We start from the raw sequence: 22,151 nt of genomic DNA on the forward strand, positions 1-22,151 counted from the left end.
TAAAAGTAGGATTGACCGACATGAATATATTAGAAAAGATCGCCGACGAATTAGATACTTTCAGTAAATCTGAACGTAAGGTGGCAGAAGTAATATTGTCTTCTCCCGGTACCGTTATTCATGCCAGTATTGCAGCGTTAGCTAAACAAGCGAATATCAGTGAGCCCACTGTAAATAGATTTTGTCGTCGTTTAGACACTAAAGGTTATCCAGATTTCAAACTTCATTTGGCGCAAAGTTTAGCTAATGGTACCCCTTATGTTAACAGGCATGTTGATGAAAACGATACGGCTGATGAATATACAGATAAAATTTTTGAATCAACCATGGCAAATCTTGAATTGGCCCGTAAAAGTTTAGATGCAAATGTGATCAACCGATCTGTTGATGTATTAACACAAGCCAATAAAATATCGTTTTTTGGTTTAGGCGCCTCTGCAGTAGTTGCTCATGATGCTTTAAATAAATTCTTCCGCTTTAATGTGCCAGTGGTTTATTTTGATGACATATTAATGCAACGTATGAGTGCTATTAATAGTCGCCAAGGCGATGTAGTTGTCGTTATTTCTCATACCGGACGAACCAAATCATTGGTTGAGGTCGCCAGTTTAGCAAAAGAAAATGATGCTATTGTTATAGGAATAACCACGGCAGGTAGTCCTTTAGCGAAAGAATGTAATATCGTTTTATCTGTTGATGTCGCTGAAGACACCGATTTATATATGCCAATGTCATCACGTATCGCTCAACTTGCACTAATTGATGTATTAGCAACGGGCTTTACCTTAAGACGTGGTACAAAATTTAGAGAAAACTTAAAGAAAGTTAAAGACAGTTTACGTAGCTCTCGTTTTGAGCGCAAAGATTAACCAGCATTATCGATGGCGACTAACACTGATTGTTTATCGTCAAAATCACACAATATTATAATAAGGATTAAGATGCCTAGAAGAACTAAAATTGTAGCGACCTTAGGGCCAGCCACTGACGACAGAGCCGTATTAAAAGAAGTATTAGCCGCTGGTGTAAATGTGGTTCGTTTAAACTTCTCTCATGGTATTCCACAAGATCATATTGATCGTGCCAACAATGTTCGCGAAATAGCTAAAGAATTAGGTATATATGTCGGTATCTTAGGTGATTTACAAGGCCCTAAAATACGCGTATCAACGTTTAAAAATGGTCCAATTAAATTAGCCATTGGTGATAAATTTGAACTTGACGCAGAATTGCCAAAAGGTGAAGGCTGCCAAGAAAAAGTGGGTATCGATTACAAGAAATTACCACAAGATGTCGTTCCTGGCGATATTCTTTTACTTGACGATGGTCGTGTGCAATTAAAAGTATTAAGTACACAAGGTCAATCAGTTTTCACCGAAGTAACCGTTGGTGGACCTTTATCAAACAATAAAGGCATTAATCGTCAAGGTGGTGGGTTAACAGCGCCAGCATTAACAGCTAAAGATAAAGAAGATATTAAATTAGCCGCAAAAATTAACGTCGACTTCTTAGCGGTATCTTTTCCTCGTGATGCAGCAGATATGCGTGAAGCACGTTTATTAGCGCAAGAAGCCGGTTGTGATGCACGTTTAGTGTCTAAAATTGAACGCGCCGAAGCCGTAAATGATGATAAAGTGCTTGATGAAATTATTCTAGCCTCTGACGTTGTTATGGTTGCTCGTGGTGATTTAGGTGTTGAAATTGGCGATGCGGCATTAGTGGGTAAGCAAAAACATATAATCGCTCGTAGCCGTCAGTTAAACCGTGTTGTTATTACCGCAACACAGATGATGGAGACCATGATTGAAAACCCTATGCCGACCCGTGCTGAAGTAATGGATGTTGCCAATGCCGTGCTTGATGGTACTGATGCAGTAATGCTCAGTGCTGAAACTGCTGCCGGTAAATACCCAGTAGAAACAGTAAAAGCGATGGCATCAGTATGTATTGGCGCTGAAGAGCATCGTTCAGTAAATATCTCAAACCACCGCAATGAACTGACTTTTTCTGAGATTTCAGAAACAATCGCAATGTCAGCAATGTATGCAGCTAACCACCTAGTTGGCGTTAAAGCTATTATATCATTGACTGAATCTGGACATACCAGCAAAATCATGTCGCGTATTACTTCAGGTTTACCTATTTATTCTTTATCTCGTCATCAGAAAACATTAAATAAAACCGCTATTTACCGTGGTGTTTATCCTGTTGAATTTGACTCTACACATTTTCCTGATGAAGAGTTATCTAATGCGGTACTCAATAAAGTATTAACTAAAGCAGACTTGAAAGTTGACGACATAGTGATATTCACCCACGGTGATATGATGGAAACAGTTGGCGCAACTAATACGATGAAAGTATTAACAGTAACAAAAAAACATCTCAGCTAATCAATTGCCATGACCCATTAAGGTAAAGCTTCAGGCGGTTACCTTAAGTTGGCAAGCAAAAAAGTTTAGATCCAAAAAGGTAGCTCAATAGCTACCTTTTTTTATGGGTAAAAGATAATCAAGGTAAATAATGACGGATGCAACAAACTTCCTTAAAATAGATTTACTAGATAAGGTTAAAAACTATTATGACGATTAAAAAGATTGCAGTATTAACCAGTGGTGGCGATGCTCCCGGCATGAATGCGGCGATACGTGCAGTCGTACTTGCTGCGCATCACTATGCATTACCAACGATTGGTTTTTTTTCTGGCTATAACGGTTTAATTGAAGGTAGTTCATCAGCGCTAACACCGGCAAGTGTTAATGGCATCATTCATCGAGGGGGCACTATTTTAAAAAGTGCTCGCTGCCCTGCAATGCTCACTGAGCAAGGCTTAGAATCAGCAGCAACAACCCTGAAAAAAGAACAAATAGACGCCTTAATTGTGATTGGCGGCGATGGCTCTTTTAACGGTTTACTGGCGTTAAATAAATATTGGTCAGGCGCGGTGATAGGTATTCCAGGTACCATTGATAATGATATTGACGGTACCGATTTCACCATAGGCTTTTCTACTGCAGTCAATACCGGTATTGAGGCGATAGATAAGATACGCGACACCGCGGAAGCTTTTGAGCGCATTTTTATTGTTGAAGTTATGGGTAGACGAAGTGGACACATCACTTTTAATGTCGGTATTGCCAGTGCAGCTGAACAAATATTATCTTTTGAAAATTTTTCTCAAACTGACGAACAAGATAAACTCAGTCATTTAGCTAAAGAGATCAAACAAGCACAGCAAAATAGACATGCTAGCTACATCATAGTTATCGCCGAAAATTTATGGCCAGGCGGCGCGACACAGCTCGCTATGCAATTAAAACAAACAGCAAACATCGACTGCACTGCATGTATACTTGGCTATATTCAACGAGGCGGCTCACCAGTAGCTAAAGACCGAATTTTAGCAACAAAAATGGGGGTTGCTGCAGTGCAAGCGCTAATAGCAGGAAAGAGTAACGTTATGATTGGAGAGCGTAATAATCAATTACTCACCGTTCCTTTGGATGTTGCCGTTCAACATAAAGAAAAAGTCAGTGAAAGCTTAGTTTCAGCACAGGAAAATATTCTCGCCTTAACAGCGCAGTAACCGCCAAAGAAAAAGAAAAAGTCAGTGAAAGCTTAGTTTCAGCACAGGAAAATATACTCGCCTTAACAGCGCAGTAACCACCAAAGAAACGCTTAAGCAACAAGTATAAGCGTTGAGGATATCAATCAAGCAACTGAGCTAACTTAAATACCAAGCTCTTTACACCATTGACAAGCGGCAACAAACTCTTGTTGAATATAGGTTTCGTCAAGCGAATACGTATCAATTAACTGGTTTATGTTTTCCCCATCGCCCGTGATGTATTTCATCGTTAAATCAAGTAATTCACCAAGTAAACCAGAGTGGTCTATCAACGCGTTTTCAATTGGGATGGCGAGTGGCATTGTTTTAACGATTTCATTAATCGGCATACGTAAAATAATTTCAATAGCACTTAATAAGCCGGTAATAAAAGCAAAATCACTGATTTCTTCAAAGACACCTTCTTTGGCTAATGCCGTCATTAACTTTGCAGTAATGAGCGCCTGTTTAGAAATTTCATCGGTCTTGTCGGTTGTCAATTTAGATAAAGCAAGGATAGTAACAAACTGTTTTAGTTTATCTTCACCTAAATAGGCAGCCGCTTGTTTTAATGAAGTGATCTCAATACGTGTTGATGTTGCTACGTTATTAACCATTTTTAACAAGCCTACCGTTAAATTTACATCATGGCTGATGATAGTCGCAATGTTGTCGTAATCTAATGGCGAGTGGAATGTTTCACTGATCAAATGCAACATTTGCGTTTTTATCGGCGCAAGTGTTTGCCCTTCTACTATCTCAGGTTCGTGATAAAAGTAACCTTGATAATAGTCAAAACCCACTTCAGCTAAAGCTTGTAATTGAAAATTAGTTTCAACTTTTTCTGCGGCAAGTTTAATATTGTGATTTTTTAAACGCTCGATAACTTTATGTAAACGTTTTGGGTTAACTTTTTCAGTATCAACTTTAATAATTGATAGATATGGAAAGAGCACGTCCCATTTTTCATCAAGATCATATTCGGTCAAGGCAACTTTGTAACCTTTATCAAAATAAAACTTAACAATTTTAAATAAGCGCTCTGTCGGTACTTTATGGCCAACAAGTTCGATGACAATTGATTTTTTATCAAACATTAGCGGATATTTATTAATTAGGCATTTTTCAGTAAAATTAATAAAAGCAAGTTTTCCCATACTAATAGAACGAATGTCACCTTGCAGATGATTTTGAATAATTAATTTTGAGCTAGCGACGTCTTGATCTATGTCAGGAAATTTATTATTTGGGCTATCTCTAAAGAGCAGCTCGTAACCAATCGTGACGCGGTTTCTATCGAGTATCGCTTGTCTTGCTATATAGGTGTTATACATATATCAAAGCTAAAATTTTATTAATTATTATTAACTTTAACATACCCTATTTTTCTTTGAATTGTAAAGTAAATAAGCCGCTGAGCAGTTAATTTATTGTCAACATGAGCATTTGGTACTTTACTCAGATAGCCTGATGAAATGGATAAACTCTTTACAATTTTGGCTCATTGTTTAGTTTAACCGTAAATGGAGCTGTTAATAAAGCCTGTGCTAATGGGATATCCTGATAGTGATTTTCACGAAGATTATGAATGAATTTCAGGGTTTTAAAGGCATCAAACCAAACGACTAGTTGTTTATTAAACTGCTTTTCATTATTGTTTATCTGTTTTTCAACAAAAGCTTCAAAACCAATTTGATTTAGCGCTTCGCTTATCGGCTTAGATAACTGTTCAGACCATGCGATTAAGTCGCCACGATAGTGCCATAATGTTGGAAAAGCAGACAATACGGTTTTTAACGATGTAAATACTTCTGGGTGGTAATAACAATAATCAAGATGACCCGCTTGTAAGTCGAGAATTTTTTGTACCGCTGGCCCAGTACCAAAAGGCACCCGCTGAGAGGTTCTTGCTTCAAGCTCTACGGTTACATCTTCAATAAATTCAACAGCGCCTAACTTAGCTAATTTATTTAATAAATAAAAATCTTCTCCTGCACTGCGCTTTGGGAAACCACGAGCCTGAACATACACTTCAGCTTTAAACGCTAAAATACTACCAATAGTAAAAAAGGCATAAGGTGAATGGGCATAATGTAAACCCGCAACATAATAACGTAAAGCACTTTCATAGAGAAAATTAGCCTGATGAATACTTCTATTTTCGCTACTGTGCTTAAAATTAAAGCAGCAAACTACCGTATTTTTATCTCGTTTATGTAAAGCGTTAAAGTAATCATCAGGTAAGTAAGCATCTGCATCACTAGAACAGATCCAAGTTTGCCTGACTCGCTTTACTGAAATTAAATAAGCACTGAGGTCAGTCCCTATTTTACGTGCCAGCCCTACGCCTTGCTCTTTATCAATAGCATGGGTAAAACGGTCAACCACTAACAGCCATGTTTGACTTTTTGTTACTTTAATTAGGGTTAGGTTATCGTATTGCCAGCAGTTATCACCACAAGAAAGTGCATATTGATAAAGTGCTTTTTGTGGGTTTATCCCGTCATAATCGTCAATCGAACTCCCTTCGCGTCGCGATTCAGTAACAGACTTGGCGATAAGTTCGGTAATAGGTTCGGCAATCGGTTCGTTAATGACCACCACCATAAGCACCGGAGATGTTGAAAGTGGTGCAGCTAAAAAACGCTCAATAAAAGCGCTGGTTTCTTGATAAGCAGGAATAACCACAACATGGTCAACCGTAAACTCATCAGGTAAGCGCGATTCATATTGAGTTAGTACCGCAACTTCATTTTCAGCATAGCGACTAAAATATTGGTTAAACACTTTTGACATCGGCTTACCCGTTAACCATTTATCGTTAAATAATTAATGCAAAGCCGCTCTAAAGGGAAGTTTTGCACATATTTCAGCTTCTAATGTCAGTACTTCTTCTAAACGTATATTGACTTCGTCTTTATCAAAATATTCATAAGCGAGTTCGATAAACAAATTTTTATGCTTTTCTTCAGACTTTGCAATCGCGTCATACAAGACTTTGTCTTTGCCTTCAGGCAAAGCTTCGGCAATAAGCGAAAAACGTTCGTACCCTCGCGCCTCAATAACACCGGCAACTATTAATCTGTCCATAAAAAATACTTCTGCGCCATTACGAAAGGCTTTACGAATTTGGGTAATGTAAGGGTCTTTGGTGTCAGCGCCGAGTTGAATACCACGCGCGTTAATTAATTTTAACACTTGTTTAAAATGAATAAGCTCTTCTATTGCTAAGTCAGCCATGGCTTTAACCATATTTTTTCTATCGGGATAATGAGAGATCATTGACATTGCCATACCTGACGCTTTTTTTTCTGCGGTTGCATGATCAAGTAAAAAGGCATTGAAATCAGCAAGAGCAACTTGCGCCCATTCTTTTGGGGTATGGTATTTAAGTTCAAACATAAGACTACTTATTATTATTGAAAGAGGAAATTTGCCCACTATTTTATAGGAAAATAGCGGGCGAACAAACATAAATGTTCACTTGTTTGTCAAAGTCGTTTTATGACTTACTTGAATTTTTTCAATCGTAAGCTCACTAATACCAGTAATAATAACCAGTAAATACTGCCACTACTTGATTGCTCAGGATCGGTTTTCTTGGCAACTTCAGCATTAGGCACCACGGCTACACCACCTGGGTCATCGATAATACCGTTCACCAAACCATCTGCATCGTTTGCACCGCCATCTTCAATCAGTAAACGTACACATTGATGCCCTTCAGTTAAACCTGTCTGGTATAAAGCACTTTGTGGCGGTGGGCATACATTGTTATCTGCTGGACTAGACGCTAAGGTATTTTTACTGTTTTCAACAAAGTTTTGCCAACCATTGTCACGATTAAATTTCCGGTAAAGCGCATTTTGTGGAATACCATCATTTAACGGAATAACCACAGCAGCAGATGCACCAAACGGAGTCACCTGATGAATTTCAAAGTCAAAGTAATCACTTCGATGATCATAAGTATCCGTTGCGACTAAACCGGTTGCATCCATCTCTTGTTGTGTCATTTGCACACCATCTGAAAACTGCTGTAACGCATATTTACCCAAGCGTAATTTTAAACCTGGTTCAGTTTCCATTAACTTAGTTTGACCAGCATTAACATGTAATGGTTGCAGATAAGCAATATCGTTATTATCTAAAAATGCCGGAACACCATCGTTATCGTCATCCGCATAACCTTCAATATTATCTGCAATACCATCGCTGTCCGTATCGCTACCATCGAGTCGCGCTAAAATACTATTAACCGGAACATAAAGGCGATGAGTTTGTGACAATTCACCACTGCCATTATCAGTAACACTCACTTCTAGCGTAATTAACCCATTTATTTCATCAGGTAAGACAAAGTTGTCAGGTTGCAAATAGACCTTTAATTGACTGGCACTGATTTCGGCATTGATATACTCAGGCAGTAACCAATTAATGATGTGTGAATCATTTGGATTAGCATCATTTATCTGTAGCTCTATGGTAACTTCACCTTGGTCTTTACTGATGCTAGAAACCGCTATATTTTGCTGAGTCATGCGCAATTGTGTTGTCGGTACTATATTATTTTCAGTAATTACTATGGTATGGCTTTTATTGACACCGGCATTTATTTCATTACCAAAACTGAGCACAAGCTGTTCATCACTTTCGGCTTGAAAGTCTTTATTAATCTCTATATCAATAAAGCCTGACGTGCCCTCGGTAATAACAATTTTATTGTCTGTTATCTTATAATCAAGGGCATCTACATTACCAGAAATAGCAAAAGGTAATTCAATAGGATAAGCAGGCGCTTTGCCTGATAAGACAACTTCAACCCGAGCCGTAGCACCCTCACCTATTGTTTGCGTCGCACTAAAATTGACTAACGGATAAACATTAAGCACTTGTGGAGTTGTTGAAACATTACCAGCCTCATCAACCGCTCGCCATATAATATTGTACAGCCCAGAGGTAATATACTTTTGTCCACGCTCAAAACCCACCGGTGTTAAGGCACAACAGTTAGCGCCATCACGACCATCTTCAACATAAACGTCGGTTAACTGCACCAATTGTGTTTGTGTTAACGCCGTAAAGGTATGATCAGCATCAAGGTGAACCGCTTGTGGGACCGTTATCACGGGTGCATAATCGTCAATTAATGGATCGGTGTTGTTACGTTCTTCATCAACATTTACCGTGCCGTCTGAGTCTGTATCAATTAGTGCATCAGCATCGTTAAATGGGTTAAAACCATATTCAAGCTCAAAGATATCACTCATGCCGTCATTATCGTCATCAGGGTCGGCATTATTACCTAAACCATCAAGATCAAAATCTAGCGACTCTGTAGGGTTTAGCGGTAACTGATCGAGATAATCAAAAACACCGTCGTTATCATCGTCGATATCGTTAACATTGCCAATACCATCACCATCGGTATCAACACTTTCTATCGGATCGAGTGGGAAAGCATCGTCGATATCAAGCACACCGTCATTATCATCGTCACTATCGCTATTATTGCCAATACCGTCGTTATCACTGTCGCGTGATTCATTCGGGTCAAAGGGAAATAAATCAACGTTATCTAAAAAACCATCATTATCGTCGTCAGTATCAAGTACATCACCGATACCATCGCCATCAGTGTCAAATATTTCTCCTGGATCGAACGGAAAAGCATCATCAGTATCAAGAATACTATCGTTGTCATCATCAGCATCAGCGTTATCGCCTAGACCATCTCCATCTGAGTCTTGCCATTCACTGGCATCTAATGGATATAAATCATTACTATCAAGATAACTGTCATTGTCGTCATCGGTATCTGCATTGTTACCTATGCCATCATTATCGGTATCAAGTCTTTCGTTAACATCTAATGGAAACGCATCTAGGCTATCAACTAAACCATCGTTGTCATCGTCACTGTCACTATTGTTACCAACAAGATCGCCATCGGTATCTTGCCACTCGTTCGGATCTAAAGGAAAAGGGTCATTAGCATCGGGTTCACTATCACCATCATCATTGCTATCAACATTATTACCTGTGCCATCACCGTCGGTATCTAAATATTCGCTCACATCTAATGGGAAGGCATCAGCATTATCAGCAAAACCGTCACCATCATCATCTGGATCAGCGTTGTTACCGATACCATCGCCGTCAGTGTCTATGCTTTCAGCAGCATTTAATGGAAATAAATCAAGGTTATCGGCAACACCATCATTGTCGTCATCGTTATCATTAGTTTCGTTAGCAAGGCCGTCACCATCTGTATCTGTCCTTGCCACTGGGTCTTTAGGCCCTGGATCAACGGCATTGGCAATACCGTCACCATCAATATCGGGATCGCTATTGTCACCAATAAAATCACCGTCAGTATCTTCCCATTCGGTCGGATCAAATGGAAAAAGGTCAACATCATTAGGAATGCCGTCACCCACACCAGTAATATCATGTGTGTCAATATCTTCATCCTTATAATCAGCTTCACCATCACCATCGGTATCTGTGGTCGCTAAGGATAAAAGTGAGTTTGCCGGTGTTTCATCTACGTCTAGCAAACCATCGTTATCGTCATCTGTATCGGTATTATTACCAATGCCATCACCATCAGTATCAAGCCATTCACTGGCATCCAGTGGAAAAGCATCGTCAGGTCCATCTAAGAAAGTGTCCCCATCATCATCGGTGTCAGCAACATTGCCTGTTCCATCACCGTCAGTATCAATGTATTCGGTAGGGTCTAATGGAAAGACATCATCTAAACCATCGATAATACCATTGCCGTTAATGTCATCTAAAACGCCATCATTATCATCGTCGGCATCTGAGTTATTACCTATGCCATCAAAATCAGTATCTACTGACTCATTAACATTAAGCGGAAAAGGGTCACTGCTGTCTAAAACACCATCACCATCGTCGTCTGTATCGGCATTATTGCCTGTACCATCACTATCAGTATCAATAAATTCAGTGCTATTAAGAGGAAAAGCATCGTTGACATTTAAATGGCCATCACCATCAATATCGGTATCACCATTATCGCCAACACCGTCACTGTCGGTGTCTAACCATTCACTGGCATTTAGCGGAAAATCATCGTTTATATCAAGGAAACCATCACCAACACCTGTTCCATCGTGGGTGTCATCATCTGTATCAATATTATTATCGATGCCATCGCCATCGGTATCAAACCATCTTGACGCGTCATTGGGCCATACATCAATAGCATTTGCGTAACTGTCACCATCACTATCGTTATCAGCATTATCACCAATACCGTCACTATCAAGATCTCTTTGCTCTGAGCTATCAAGTGGGAAAGCGTCATCAACGTCTGAAATAGTATCGCCATCGTCATCGGTATCAGTGTTATTACCTATACCGTCAAAATCGGTATCAAGTTGTTCAGAAGCATCAAGCGGAAAAGCATCATAGCGGTCAATGATACCGTCACCATCATCATCAGTATCGGTATTGTTGCCTATCGTATCACTGTCGGTATCGTCCCACTCAAGTGGGTTAAGCGGATATATATCAACAACATCAACAACACCATCACCATCATCATCAAGATCAACCGTATTGCCAGAGCAATCACCGTCGGTATCAAGCCATTCAAAAGAATTTTCGATGAAAGGATCGTATGCGTTCAGCACAGGGTCACCATCACGGTTAAAATCAAAACCATCGGGCACACCGTCACCGTCATCATCAGGGTCAGCATTATTACCGATACCGTCTAAGTCTGTGTCATACCACTCGGAGGGGTCACTTGGAAATAAATCATAAGCGCCGCCAATCACCATAGTATCGTCGTAACCATCACCATCAGCATCAAGTAAAGGCGTTGGCGGAGCGCATTGTGGTACAACCGCATAAACAGGAAAGCTGCTCATAAGTGTTAATACGAGAGGAAAAACAACTGAATGAATTCTTAATGGCATAAACATCCCCACCAATAGCAATATATTTTAAACTTACACATGTAAGTTATTACGTCTTAAAATTAAAAAGACCACCTACTTAGGGGTGAGCATTATTAATTTCTTCTTTAAACTTTAGCAAATTTCATCAACAAAGACCTAAAATGCTAGGCTAGACAACTTTATCTATCAAACTCAATAATCTAAGCCTCGTCCAAAACGATAACTAAGACCAAGATAAACTGATGCTATAGCACCAAATTCCGAAAAATTGGGTTGATATTTAACACCAAGGTTTAACGCCGTATTTTTATTTAACTTGTAATGGGCAACAACGCCTAGCACCATGTTTATATCATTTTCTTGCGAAGGGTATATTTCTACTGTATCTAAACTGTTTGGGTCGGTATAGATAAGTTTATTCTCAGTGAGCGCTAGTGAAGCGCCTAGTTGATATTCAATTGTTAGTTTTTTAAAAAAAACATTATAACTTTGTATCTTATGACGATAACTAACAAGCCCATCAATGGTATTTATCTTGAAAAAACGTTCGCCAGATACGGTGAAAGGTAAATCATATTTTACTTTTTCTAAGTTATTATAAGAAAAAGTCCAATATAAATTTCCACCTTTAGTAAAGTTATCTGCTAAAGAAAAACTATAACCTTGGCTTTTAGCGTCTTGTCCTTTGTGGATATTACCCGCTAATTCTAAAGCATTAATACTGTTTGAAAAAAGACTCGACGCAATAAAGATTCCGCTAACGGCAAAAGTCTTCCGCAGCTTATATAAATTTTTAATCATTATATTTTTTTCCAATTGAGATTTTTGCAATGTTAAATTTTCTTGTTCGTTGTTATCTATATTAATCTTCACTATTGATACCACCATCAAAAATTTGACTATTTATTGCATTCACATCAAATGCGTAACCGATTTTATAAATATGCAATTTTTAAACCATAAAAATTTTAAAATATAAACAAATATATGCTAATGTTATTTTTTGTTAATATTTATTTAAGCGATAAGTTAGCTATGTTTAGAGTGATTAATAATATTATTGACCGCTGTTTCTTCACTGTAACATTTATTTTAGGTGTGCAATTACCGGCATTTATCATTCAATATAAACATCGCCTGTCTGGACACTTATCTGAAGCAAATTTGCACTTGGTACAATTTCAAAATATTGCCGATCAACATTATCAAGGTAATTTATCTGCGATGATAACGAAGTATCAAGCTAATTCCGAGCCTTCAATTGTCAATACCGCCGAGATTATTAATCAATTAGTTGAACGGGTTGAGTATTTGCAGTCACAACTTAGCATGATAATTAACGACGTTTATATCGAACAAATTTTTAACTTTATTGTTTATGCCGATAGAGCGATTATCAAAAATACCTTAACTGACTTTTCCCTGACTATCCCACTTGAGATAAATGCACTAAGTACCGGCGCAGTAATCGCAATTGTTGGCTTAATAGCGAAGGAAATAGTTGTTTCTTTGATTAAATTGCTAGCTAAAAAAATCTCACCAAATCATCAAAAAAATTAAGAGTAAGACACAATAGCTAAAATCTGCCATGGCATAATGCCTCTTCCCCTTAGAGAGATACTAATAGCGTAAAAGAAAGGATATATAAAGGTCAGCATCGTCTTACTTGTCAACTTGGGCATAAAAAAAGGTTGCCGTAGCAACCTTCAATAAACATCGTCTCATCTATCATTTAATATCTAGAAAAGCATGCTCTAACTTTATACGTTAATTAATTAGCCGTTACCGTTTTCAACGCGACTCTTTAATTTTTGTCCAGGACGAAAAGTAACAACTTTACGAGCAGAAATTGGAATATCTTCACCCGTTTTAGGGTTACGACCTGGGCGTTCGCTTTTTACACGAAGATCGAAGTTACCAAAACCAGAAAGCTTAACTTGTTCGCCACTTTCCAATGTTTCGCGTATTTCTTCAAAAAACACCTCAACCATATCTTTTGCGTCGCGTTTGCTCAGCCCAACTTTCTCAAATAAATGTTCTGCTACTTCTGCTTTAGTTAGCGCCATTACCTAATTCCTCAGTGATGCATTTAGCTCAGTTTCTAATGTGTCTACGACACGTTCAACGACTTCATTAATGTCTTTTTCTTCGAGGGTTTTATCACAATCCTGTAAAGTCATCGCTATCGCTAAGCTCTTAAACCCTTCTTCAATACCATTTCCTCGGTATACATCAAACAAGTTTAGATCAACTAAATAATTTCCGCCAACCTTTTCAATAAGTTGTAAGACATTATTTGCATTTATTTTCTCTTCAACGATCACTGCAATGTCACGTCTATTGGCCGGAAAGCGAGATATATCACCAGCTTCAGGAATTTTTTGTGTTGAAATTTCAGACAATAAAAGCTCAAAAATAAATGTGCGACCATTTAATCCTAATTTTCTTTCTAATTCAGGATGTAAGGTACCAACATGTCCCACTAGCACGCCATTTTTATGAATTGCGGCGGTTTGGCCGGGATGAAGGGCAATTATTTCGTCTTTTGAAAACTGATATGACGAAGCATCGCCAGTCAGTGCCAGTAAGGCTTCTACATCTGATTTAACATCAAAAAAATCACTAGCAGACTTTTCCATATCCCAATGTTCTTCATTACGCTGGCCAGTAACGACACCTGCAAACATTTGTTCTTGGCGAACGCCATTTTCTGCGGCTTCATCAGGGACAAAGCGTAAACCTGTTTCAAATAAACGCATCCGAGATTGCTGACGGTTCTGGTTGTAAATAACCGATTGCAATAAGCCTGTCCACATACTTAAACGCATCACCGACATTTCACTAGAAATAGGATGCGGTAAAGTCATCACAGCTTGTTCAGGGTGAATAAGCGCTTGAACTTTTGGGTCAACAAAACTATAAGTTATTGCTTCTTGATAGCCACGATTAACCATAACGTTGCGTAAACGTTTTAGGGGAATAAATTTTTCTTTTTGTTCGCGCATCGCCAACGTTGCTTTTGGCGACACATTAGGAATATTGTTGTAACCAAAAATACGCGCAACTTCTTCAATTAAATCGACTTCAACTTTAATATCAAAACGATATGCTGGTACCACTACGGTCCAAACATCATTAACAAAAGCAATTTCAAAGCCTAAACGCGTTAAAATGTCAGTCACTTTAGCATCTTCAATATGATGACCAATGCGGCCATCAAGTTTTTCACGACGTAAGGTTACCGTTTTTTCTTTGGGTAAATTTTCATCACTTAATGCTTCAACTATAGGTCCGGCTTCACCACCAACAATATCAAGTAACAAGGTCGTTGCACGTTCCATAGCATTACGCTGCAATTCTGGATCAATGCCACGTTCATAACGATGTGATGAATCAGTATGTAAACCGTATTGGCGAGCTTTACCGAGAATAGCTAATGGGGCAAAGAAAGCACTCTCTAAGAAGATATCGGTTGATTTCTCTGCTTCGTCAGATTTAACACCCGATTCTTTGCCACCAAAAATACCCGCCATTGCTAAGGCTTTATTCTCATCAGCAATTACTAACGTTTCGCTTGAAAGCGTCACTTCATTACCGTCAAGTAAAACAAGTTTTTCACCTGATGTAGCAAAGCGAACATTAATGCCGCCATCGATTTTTGATAAATCAAAAGCATGCATCGGATGCCCTTGTTCAAGTAACACATAGTTAGTTACATCAACAACAGGGTCAATTGAGCGCGTACCACAACGACGTAATTTTTCTACCATCCATAATGGTGTTTTCGCCGTTATATCGATGTTTTTAATCACTCGTCCTAAATAACGTGGACAAGCTTGTGGTGCAGATAAAGTGATGTCACGCACATCCTCAATCGTTGCTACAACAGCAACAATTTCAGGTTCGATAATATTCGTGCTATTTAACACCCCTACTTCGCGTGCTAAACCTTTAAGGCCCAAACAATCACCGCGGTTAGCCGTTAAATCAACATCGATGGTAACGTCATTTAAATCTAGGTATTCACGGACACACATGCCAATTGGGGCATCGGGGGCAAGCTCCATAATACCGTCAGCACTGTCCGACAAACCAATTTCTGACTCGCTACACAACATGCCATGAGAAGGCACACCACGTAATTTAGCTTTTTTAATTTTAAAGTCACCCGGTAAAACTGCGCCAACCGTTGCAACCGCAACCTTAAGGCCTAAACGACAGTTTTTAGCGCCACAAACGATGTCAACTAACTCGCCATCATTAAACTCGCTACCTAGGTTTATTTTTGTTACTTGTAATTTGTCTGCGTCAGGGTGAGGCCCACATTCAACAACTTCACCAATTAACACTCCGGTAAATTCACCCGCAACAGGTTCTACAGCGTCAACTTCTAAGCCGGCCATAGTTATTTGATGAGCTAACTCACTCGATGAAATAGCAGGATTAACCCACTCACGTAACCAAGATTCACTAAATTTCATTGTTGGCTTTCCTACTTGAACTGTTTTAAGAAGCGAAGATCATTTTCGAAGAATGAACGTAAGTCGTTTACACCGTAGCGCAACATGGTTAAGCGCTCAACACCCATGCCAAAGGCAAAGCCTGTGTACACTTCAGGGTCAATACCCACTGATTTTAAAACGTTAGGGTGAACCATGCCACAACCTAAAACTTCTAACCATTTGCCATTTTTTCCCATAATATCCACTTCAGCTGAAGGTTCAGTAAAAGGGAAATAAGAAGGACGGAAACGAATTTCAACTTCTTCTTCAAAAAAGTGATGCAAGAAGTCGTGTAAAATGCCTTTAAGATGCGTAAAGCTAACATCTTTATCAACCATCAAGCCTTCAACTTGGTGGAACATTGGCGTATGCGTTTGATCGTAATCATTACGATAAACCTTGCCCGGCGATATAATACGTAGAGGTGGTTGCTCTTTTTCCATGGTACGAATTTGTACACCAGAAGTCTGGGTACGTAATACTAACTTAGGGTTAAAGTAAAAAGTGTCATGGTCTTGACGAGCAGGATGATGCTCTGGAATATTCAGTGCGTCGAAATTATGAAAATCATCTTCAACTTCAGGACCCTCTTTAACAGAAAAACCTAAATCACCAAAAAAGCTTTCAATACGCTCAATCGTGCGAGTTACTGGATGTAAGCCACCTAGGTCATTGCTTCGACCAGGTAATGTTACATCAATAGATTCTGCAGCTAACTGTTTAGCAATAACTTCTGCACGTAATAACTCACCACGTTCGGTTAATAATTTTTGTACTTGCTGTTTAGCAATATTGATCACTTGCCCAGCTTTAGGCTTTTCTTCTTTAGGTAATTTACTTAAGCCTTTCATTTGCTCAGTGAACAAACCTTTCTTACCTAAAAAGTTAACGCGAACTTGATCAAGCTCTACTGGATCTTTTGCTGCAGAAATGGCTTGTTCTGCTTGCAGTATTATATCGTCTAAATTCATGAGTTCCTCTAAAACGGCTCTAAAACCGTTCAGTAAATTTGAAGGTTTTGGCTAGACTGATGGTATTAATATAAATGGTGTATGATTTTACACAAAAATCAATTGATTATGTAGTGAAAAGAGTGCTTTTACTGAAAAAACAGCTCAGATAACAAAAAGGCCTCTATTTCAATAAAGGCCTTGGTGTTTTTTGATGTCTATATGACAAAAATTATCTACAAATTGTATCCTGATTCATCATGTTCGATTAAATCAAGCCCAGTAATTTCTTGCTCTTTATCAACTCTTAAGCCTTTAGTCATCAGCGAAACAAGCTTAAATAGCAGGTAAGAGACAACCGCGGTATAGACAATAACAGCGCCAATACCCACTAATTGAACACTGACCTGCCCTAACATCGTCGTGATGCCTTCTGCATAACCATAGCCACTAAAAACGCCAAGCTCTGTAGATGAAAATACACCCGCTAGTAAAGTCCCTAAAATCCCCCCGACGCCATGTACAGGAAAGACATCTAAAGAGTCATCAATTTTTAATTTTTGTTTGATATAGACCGTTGAATAGAAACAAATAAAACCGGCAGAAACCCCTATAATTAACGCGCCACCCGGGCCAACAAAACCTGATGCAGGTGTTATTGTGCCTAAACCCGCAACCATACCCGTTACCGCCCCTAAAACACTCGCTTTACCAAATTTTTTCCATTCAATAGCTGCCCAAGTCAATGCACCTGCTGATGCGGATAAATGTGTGACTAACATGGCCATCGCAGCGTCACCATTAGCGGCTAAGGCACTACCACCATTAAAACCAAACCACCCCACCCAAAGCAAGCCTGCTCCCGTAATGGTCATGGTTAAGTTATGTGGCAACATAGGCGTTCTAGGAAAACCATATCGTGGACCTAATACAACAGCAGCAACCAAGGCGGCAACACCACAGGTAATATGAACAACAATACCACCAGCGAAATCATAAATGCCCATTTGACCCAACCAACCACCACCCCAAACCCAATGAGTTACCGGTGCATAAACCGCTAACAACCATAGGCCACTAAAAATTAATACCGCTGAAAACTTCATTCTTTCGGCATAGGCACCAATAATAAGTGCTGGAGTGATAACCGCAAACGTCATTTGAAATAAAGCAAACAAGCTTTCTGGAATATCACCCACAAGAGTTTCTTTGGTTATTCCCATCATAAGCACTTTGCTAAAGTCACCGATCCACGCATTACCTTCGCCAAAAGCTAAGCTATATCCGACTACAAACCAGAGAATGGAAGAAAGAGCCGCAATTGAAAAGCACTGCATAAGAATAGAAAGAATATTTTTACGTCGCACTAATCCACCATAAAATAAGGCTAGTCCGGGTAAGGTCATCATTAATACTAGAGCAGTTGATGTGAGGATCCACGCCGTATTTGCGCCATTCAACTCGTCATTACTGGCGAAACTAGGAAATGCTAGACAAGATAATAGTAAAACAAAAACCGTTAATACTTTATTCATCGTGATGCTTGACTGTAAGTGCTTAAATAGCTTCATTATCTGTTTCACCTGTTCTGATCCTAGCAATATGTTCAATGTTAGTGACAAATATCTTACCGTCACCTATTTTTCCTGTTTGCGCTGTTTCGAGAATAGTGTCGATAACACGCTCAACCATTTCATCCTTAACGGCGAGTTCAAGTTTCATTTTTGGTAAAAAATCAACAACATATTCTGCACCACGATAAAGTTCGGTATGACCTTTTTGTCTGCCAAAACCATTAACTTCGCTTAACGTTAACCCTTCGAGGCCTATTTCACTGAGTGCTTCACGGACATCATCGAGTTTAAAGGGTTTGATTATTGCGGTTATCAACTTCATTTGTTCACCTTTAGTGCATACTATCTAAAATTATTTATATAAACTTATCTAAGCACCATTTGTGCCCAAAGAGACAATTAAAGAATAAACAATAAGTTAAGTAATTCTAATACATATTTTACAGTTTAAGTGCACCAGAATGACGCACACAAAGGAAGTTAAGACACCATATTGGTGCGTAAATTTGCATCGTTAAACCTGTTTAATGCTACAGAATAGTTGTAAAGTGCAAAAATCTAAAGTTTAGTCCTATCAAAAATGCGGTATTCTTGATAGTGCAGCAAAAAAAAAGCCCTACGGTGTAGGGCTTTTAAGAATAAAACAATGACCAATTAATCGATTAACTGATACTGCTCGCGTAAAATATCAATAATTTCAGTTTTTGGATTGGCCGACAAAACAATTTTTTGACCGGTAATTTTCTCTGCAATTGCTGTGTATGTTTTTGACACATCCATTAACACTGATGCCGGTAATTCATTGTCACGGGCTAATGCTAAACGTTCGTCCATACGGTTTTTATTTAATAAAATATCAGCGTCAGGGAAATGTGCTAAAAGTAATTGGCGGAAACCTTCTTTCGAGTTTTCAACCACTTTACCAGCACGGTATTGCTCGCCATCCCAAATACGTGAAGAGTCAGGCGTGCCTACTTCGTCCATATAAATTAACTTGTCGTTGCCAGCTTTGTCTTTTACATAGCCAAATTCAAATTTAGTATCTACAAAGATTTGATCAAGCTTTGCCAGCGCATCAGAAATAACGTCAAAACCTTCCGTTAATAATTTTTCGTATAAAGTAATATCATCAGGCGATTTAAAATTAAAGGCTTCGAAATTATCTTCAATATTTCGACGAGTAATATTAACGTCATCAATCGCAGGAACACCCGGAATACCTTCTAAAATTCCTTTCGTGGATGGGGTTTGCAAAAGCTCAGGTAGCTTTGAGTCTTTCGATAAACCTTCAGCTAATTCGATACCACAAAATTCACGTTCACCTTTTACGTATGAGCGCCACATAGAGCCAGTAATATACTGACGACAAATAGCTTCGATCATCACAGGTTTAGCTTTTTGAACGATCCAAACAAACGGGTGTGGTATATCAAGAATATGGCTATCCGCTAGGCCTTGATCTTTGAATAACTTAAACCAATGATTTGAAATAGCATTAAGGGAAGCACCTTTGCCTGGTACACCTTGCATACCACCTTCGCCTTGCCAAATACATTCAAAAGCAGAAATACGATCACTAATAACCATAATGGCTAAGGGAGTATCGTCGGCTACATCATAGCCTTTCTCTTGAATTAGTCGCTTACTATCCGCGTCGGTTAACCAATAAACACTGCGCACTTTACCGCTGTGAACAGGTGCATCGGTACGAATAGGTAAATCATTGTTTACCGCTAAAATTTGATCTGCAAGACTCATCGGCTTAAACCTTAATTATCAAGTTAATATTAATTGTAGCGAATAGTATTTTTATCTTATCTTAACGTCGCTTTTTGACATCCTGTCACCGCAACATTGCCTACATGGATTTAGGTACTTAGCTTTTGTCGGGAACATAAAAGCTGACCGTACATCCTGTACATAAAATAATATTCGGTATAATTAGTCTCTAGTTAATATCTAATAAATATCTAATAAATAAAATAATTTTAATACATTATAACGAAGGTTTTTAGTTTAATTTCAAGGTTAAAGCACGGAGCTAATGACTATTAGTGAGTACTTTAAAACGCAGAAAGTGAGCTAAAGAACAAGTTAGAATAATTAAAAAAAGAAAAGGACGCCTAATGGCGTCCTTATCTCAAAGCTTTTTCAAGTTCTATGCAGCTAAAGCAGCTTTCGCTTTTTCAACTAAGAATGTGAATGTTGCTTTGTCGTATACTGCAATATCAGCTAGGATCTTACGATCGATTTCAATAGCAGCCTTTTTAAGACCATTAATGAAAACACTGTAAGATAAACCGTTTATGCGAGCTGCTGCATTTATACGAGTGATCCAAAGCTGACGGAATTGACGTTTACGTTGACGACGATCGCGGTAAGCGTACTGACCTGCTTTAGTTACTGCTTGATAAGCAACACGGTAAACACGGCTACGTGCTCCGTAATAACCTTTAGCTTGCTTTAGAACCTTTTTGTGACGTGCACGAGCTTGTACACCACGTTTTACTCTAGCCATTCTATATCTCTCCTATTAACCGTGACGTAAAAGTTTTTTAACTGACTTAATGTCAGCTGCCGAAATCATGCACTTAGCACGAAGATGACGTTTAACTTTAGTACGACGCTTAGTCAAGATATGACGAAGGCCAGCTTGTTTGAACTTGTAGCCAGAGGCTGTTTTTTTAAAGCGCTTCGCAGCACCTTTGTTAGTTTTCATTTTAGGCATGAATATTACTCCGCATTCATGTTTGTGCTATTACACATAAACATTGCCATTGAAATTTAGTAACTTAGGCGAAAAACTTAACGCGTTTATTTAAGGATAAACAAAAATAAACGTTAGTTTTTACTTTCAGGCCTAAAGTTACCCGTTAAAATCAATAAGGGTGAACTTATTTTAATTTACATCAAACTAAGTTACTTGAAATACCGGTTATTGATTATTTTTTAGGTGCTAGTACCATCACCATTTGTCTTCCTTCCGCACGACGCGGGAAGAATTCAAGTACAGTTAACTCTTCTAAATCGTTTTTAACGCGAGTTAGTAGTTGTAAACCGAGTTCTTGGTGAGCCATTTCACGACCACGGAAACGTAAAGTTACTTTAACTTTATCGCCACCCTCTAAAAAGCGCTTCAGGTTGCGTAGTTTTACCTGATAGTCGCCTTCATCTGTTCCAGGACGGAATTTAATTTCCTTAACCTGTATCTGTTTCTGGTTTTTGCGCTGTTCTTTCTGTTCTTTAGCTTTTTCATAGATAAACTTACCGTAATCCATAACTCGGAGTACAGGGGGCTTAGCCGTAGGGCTTATTTCAACAAGATCAACACCAGCTTCGTCAGCTTGATCCATTGCTTCATCTAATGTGACGATGCCACCAGGCTCTCCGTCAAATCTAATCAAACGAACTTCATTATCAGCAATACCTGTAATTAACTCATTTAAACGATGTGCTGGCTCTTTTTGCCCGCCTCGTTGTCCACCTTTAATAGCCATGTTCCTCCAAAGAACTTTGTTCCAAGTAGCTGATGTTATTTTTAACTTAACAACTACTCAGATTAATAAAATATTTTGATGTTTGTT

The 22,151-nt window shown here is 38.7% G+C and carries 18 protein-coding genes; 4 read left to right on the plus strand and 14 right to left on the minus strand.

Translation table 11 applies throughout. The annotated features are described in order from the left end of the window. Positions 1-20 precede the first annotated feature (20 nt). From ESZ26_RS12875 to ESZ26_RS12885, 3 genes are all read left to right on the plus strand, one after another. Positions 21-869, plus strand: a complete 849-nt coding sequence (locus ESZ26_RS12875; RefSeq protein ID WP_070373731.1) for a MurR/RpiR family transcriptional regulator — start codon at positions 21-23, stop codon at positions 867-869. Between the two features lie 72 nt (positions 870-941). Next, positions 942-2,393, plus strand: a complete 1,452-nt coding sequence (gene pyk / locus ESZ26_RS12880; RefSeq protein WP_070373732.1) for a pyruvate kinase — start codon at positions 942-944, stop codon at positions 2,391-2,393. A gap of 188 nt (positions 2,394-2,581) precedes the next feature. Continuing rightward, entirely contained in the window at positions 2,582-3,586 is a 1,005-nt protein-coding gene (locus tag ESZ26_RS12885) for an ATP-dependent 6-phosphofructokinase (RefSeq protein ID WP_146799888.1), read from the plus strand. 143 nt (positions 3,587-3,729) lie between these two features. Here ESZ26_RS12885 and ESZ26_RS12890 read toward each other — a convergent pair whose 3' ends face one another. The 5 genes from ESZ26_RS12890 to ESZ26_RS12910 all read right to left on the minus strand — a co-directional run bounded on the left by ESZ26_RS12890 (position 3,730) and on the right by ESZ26_RS12910 (position 12,414). After that, a complete protein-coding gene (locus tag ESZ26_RS12890) occupies positions 3,730-4,941 on the minus strand; it encodes an EAL and HDOD domain-containing protein (protein WP_146799889.1) in 1,212 nt (403 codons plus the stop codon). 154 nt (positions 4,942-5,095) lie between these two features. Further along, positions 5,096-6,403, minus strand: coding sequence for a hypothetical protein (locus tag ESZ26_RS12895; protein ID WP_146799890.1), 1,308 nt, complete (start codon positions 6,401-6,403; stop codon positions 5,096-5,098). 33 nt (positions 6,404-6,436) lie between these two features. Next, on the minus strand, positions 6,437-7,009 hold the full coding sequence (locus ESZ26_RS12900) for a MiaE family protein (RefSeq protein ID WP_146799891.1): 573 nt from the start codon (positions 7,007-7,009) through the stop codon (positions 6,437-6,439). A gap of 107 nt (positions 7,010-7,116) precedes the next feature. Further along, positions 7,117-11,559, minus strand: coding sequence for a thrombospondin type 3 repeat-containing protein (locus ESZ26_RS12905; protein WP_170246375.1), 4,443 nt, complete (start codon positions 11,557-11,559; stop codon positions 7,117-7,119). A gap of 174 nt (positions 11,560-11,733) precedes the next feature. Further along, positions 11,734-12,414, minus strand: a complete 681-nt coding sequence (locus ESZ26_RS12910; protein WP_146799893.1) for a hypothetical protein — start codon at positions 12,412-12,414, stop codon at positions 11,734-11,736. A 120-nt stretch (positions 12,415-12,534) separates the two neighbouring features. On the opposite strand from ESZ26_RS12910, the gene ESZ26_RS12915 reads away from it, so the two are divergent. Beyond that, on the plus strand, positions 12,535-13,101 hold the full coding sequence (locus ESZ26_RS12915) for a DUF2937 family protein (RefSeq protein WP_170246376.1): 567 nt from the start codon (positions 12,535-12,537) through the stop codon (positions 13,099-13,101). Between the two features lie 215 nt (positions 13,102-13,316). Here ESZ26_RS12915 and ESZ26_RS12920 read toward each other — a convergent pair whose 3' ends face one another. From ESZ26_RS12920 to infC, 9 genes are all read right to left on the minus strand, one after another. After that, entirely contained in the window at positions 13,317-13,607 is a 291-nt protein-coding gene (locus tag ESZ26_RS12920) for an integration host factor subunit alpha (RefSeq protein WP_070373739.1), read from the minus strand. 3 nt (positions 13,608-13,610) lie between these two features. Then, a complete protein-coding gene (pheT, locus tag ESZ26_RS12925; RefSeq protein ID WP_146799895.1) occupies positions 13,611-16,022 on the minus strand; it encodes a phenylalanine--tRNA ligase subunit beta in 2,412 nt (803 codons plus the stop codon). Positions 16,023-16,033: 11 nt separating this feature from the next. Beyond that, positions 16,034-17,014, minus strand: a complete 981-nt coding sequence (gene pheS, locus ESZ26_RS12930; protein WP_070373741.1) for a phenylalanine--tRNA ligase subunit alpha — start codon at positions 17,012-17,014, stop codon at positions 16,034-16,036. A 215-nt stretch (positions 17,015-17,229) separates the two neighbouring features. Continuing rightward, positions 17,230-18,564: an ammonium transporter gene (locus tag ESZ26_RS12935; protein WP_223271628.1), complete on the minus strand. Its 1,335-nt coding sequence runs from the start codon at positions 18,562-18,564 to the stop codon at positions 17,230-17,232. Beyond that, on the minus strand, positions 18,551-18,889 hold the full coding sequence (locus ESZ26_RS12940) for a P-II family nitrogen regulator (protein ID WP_146799896.1): 339 nt from the start codon (positions 18,887-18,889) through the stop codon (positions 18,551-18,553). The genes ESZ26_RS12935 and ESZ26_RS12940 overlap by 14 nt, the downstream gene beginning before the upstream one ends. Positions 18,890-19,221: 332 nt before the next feature. After that, complete coding sequence (locus ESZ26_RS12945) at positions 19,222-20,325, minus strand: phosphoribosylaminoimidazolesuccinocarboxamide synthase (RefSeq protein ID WP_146799897.1); 1,104 nt, start codon at positions 20,323-20,325, stop codon at positions 19,222-19,224. A gap of 400 nt (positions 20,326-20,725) precedes the next feature. Beyond that, on the minus strand, positions 20,726-21,085 hold the full coding sequence (gene rplT, locus ESZ26_RS12950; RefSeq protein WP_070373744.1) for a 50S ribosomal protein L20: 360 nt from the start codon (positions 21,083-21,085) through the stop codon (positions 20,726-20,728). A 15-nt stretch (positions 21,086-21,100) separates the two neighbouring features. Beyond that, positions 21,101-21,295 (minus strand): 50S ribosomal protein L35, encoded by a 195-nt coding sequence (rpmI, locus tag ESZ26_RS12955; RefSeq protein ID WP_070373745.1) that lies wholly within the window; start codon positions 21,293-21,295, stop codon positions 21,101-21,103. A gap of 214 nt (positions 21,296-21,509) precedes the next feature. Further along, the gene (gene infC / locus ESZ26_RS12960; protein WP_070373746.1) at positions 21,510-22,064 is read right to left on the minus strand and encodes a translation initiation factor IF-3; all 555 of its coding nucleotides are present in this window, start codon (positions 22,062-22,064) and stop codon (positions 21,510-21,512) included. Between the last annotated feature and the right edge of the window lie 87 nt (positions 22,065-22,151).

This window comes from Colwellia hornerae (assembly GCF_007954355.1).
GTDB classification, from domain to species: Bacteria; Pseudomonadota; Gammaproteobacteria; order Enterobacterales; family Alteromonadaceae; genus Colwellia_A; species Colwellia_A hornerae.

What these genes read in the sequence shown, in the direction of transcription:
- pyk (WP_070373732.1), top strand. Translation starts at nt 942, where the DNA reads ATGCCTAGAAGAACTAAAATTGTAGCGACCTTAGGGCCAGCCACTGAC.
- infC (WP_070373746.1), bottom strand. Translation starts at nt 22,064, where the DNA reads ATGGCTATTAAAGGTGGACAACGAGGCGGGCAAAAAGAGCCAGCACAT.
- ESZ26_RS12935 (WP_223271628.1), bottom strand. Translation starts at nt 18,564, where the DNA reads ATGAAGCTATTTAAGCACTTACAGTCAAGCATCACGATGAATAAAGTA.
- ESZ26_RS12905 (WP_170246375.1), bottom strand. Translation starts at nt 11,559, where the DNA reads ATGCCATTAAGAATTCATTCAGTTGTTTTTCCTCTCGTATTAACACTT.
- pheT (WP_146799895.1), bottom strand. Translation starts at nt 16,022, where the DNA reads ATGAAATTTAGTGAATCTTGGTTACGTGAGTGGGTTAATCCTGCTATT.
- ESZ26_RS12885 (WP_146799888.1), top strand. Translation starts at nt 2,582, where the DNA reads ATGACGATTAAAAAGATTGCAGTATTAACCAGTGGTGGCGATGCTCCC.
- rplT (WP_070373744.1), bottom strand. Translation starts at nt 21,085, where the DNA reads ATGGCTAGAGTAAAACGTGGTGTACAAGCTCGTGCACGTCACAAAAAG.
- pheS (WP_070373741.1), bottom strand. Translation starts at nt 17,014, where the DNA reads ATGAATTTAGACGATATAATACTGCAAGCAGAACAAGCCATTTCTGCA.
- ESZ26_RS12945 (WP_146799897.1), bottom strand. Translation starts at nt 20,325, where the DNA reads ATGAGTCTTGCAGATCAAATTTTAGCGGTAAACAATGATTTACCTATT.
- ESZ26_RS12940 (WP_146799896.1), bottom strand. Translation starts at nt 18,889, where the DNA reads ATGAAGTTGATAACCGCAATAATCAAACCCTTTAAACTCGATGATGTC.
- ESZ26_RS12890 (WP_146799889.1), bottom strand. Translation starts at nt 4,941, where the DNA reads ATGTATAACACCTATATAGCAAGACAAGCGATACTCGATAGAAACCGC.
- ESZ26_RS12875 (WP_070373731.1), top strand. Translation starts at nt 21, where the DNA reads ATGAATATATTAGAAAAGATCGCCGACGAATTAGATACTTTCAGTAAA.
- ESZ26_RS12895 (WP_146799890.1), bottom strand. Translation starts at nt 6,403, where the DNA reads ATGTCAAAAGTGTTTAACCAATATTTTAGTCGCTATGCTGAAAATGAA.
- ESZ26_RS12920 (WP_070373739.1), bottom strand. Translation starts at nt 13,607, where the DNA reads ATGGCGCTAACTAAAGCAGAAGTAGCAGAACATTTATTTGAGAAAGTT.
- ESZ26_RS12900 (WP_146799891.1), bottom strand. Translation starts at nt 7,009, where the DNA reads ATGTTTGAACTTAAATACCATACCCCAAAAGAATGGGCGCAAGTTGCT.
- ESZ26_RS12915 (WP_170246376.1), top strand. Translation starts at nt 12,535, where the DNA reads ATGTTATTTTTTGTTAATATTTATTTAAGCGATAAGTTAGCTATGTTT.
- rpmI (WP_070373745.1), bottom strand. Translation starts at nt 21,295, where the DNA reads ATGCCTAAAATGAAAACTAACAAAGGTGCTGCGAAGCGCTTTAAAAAA.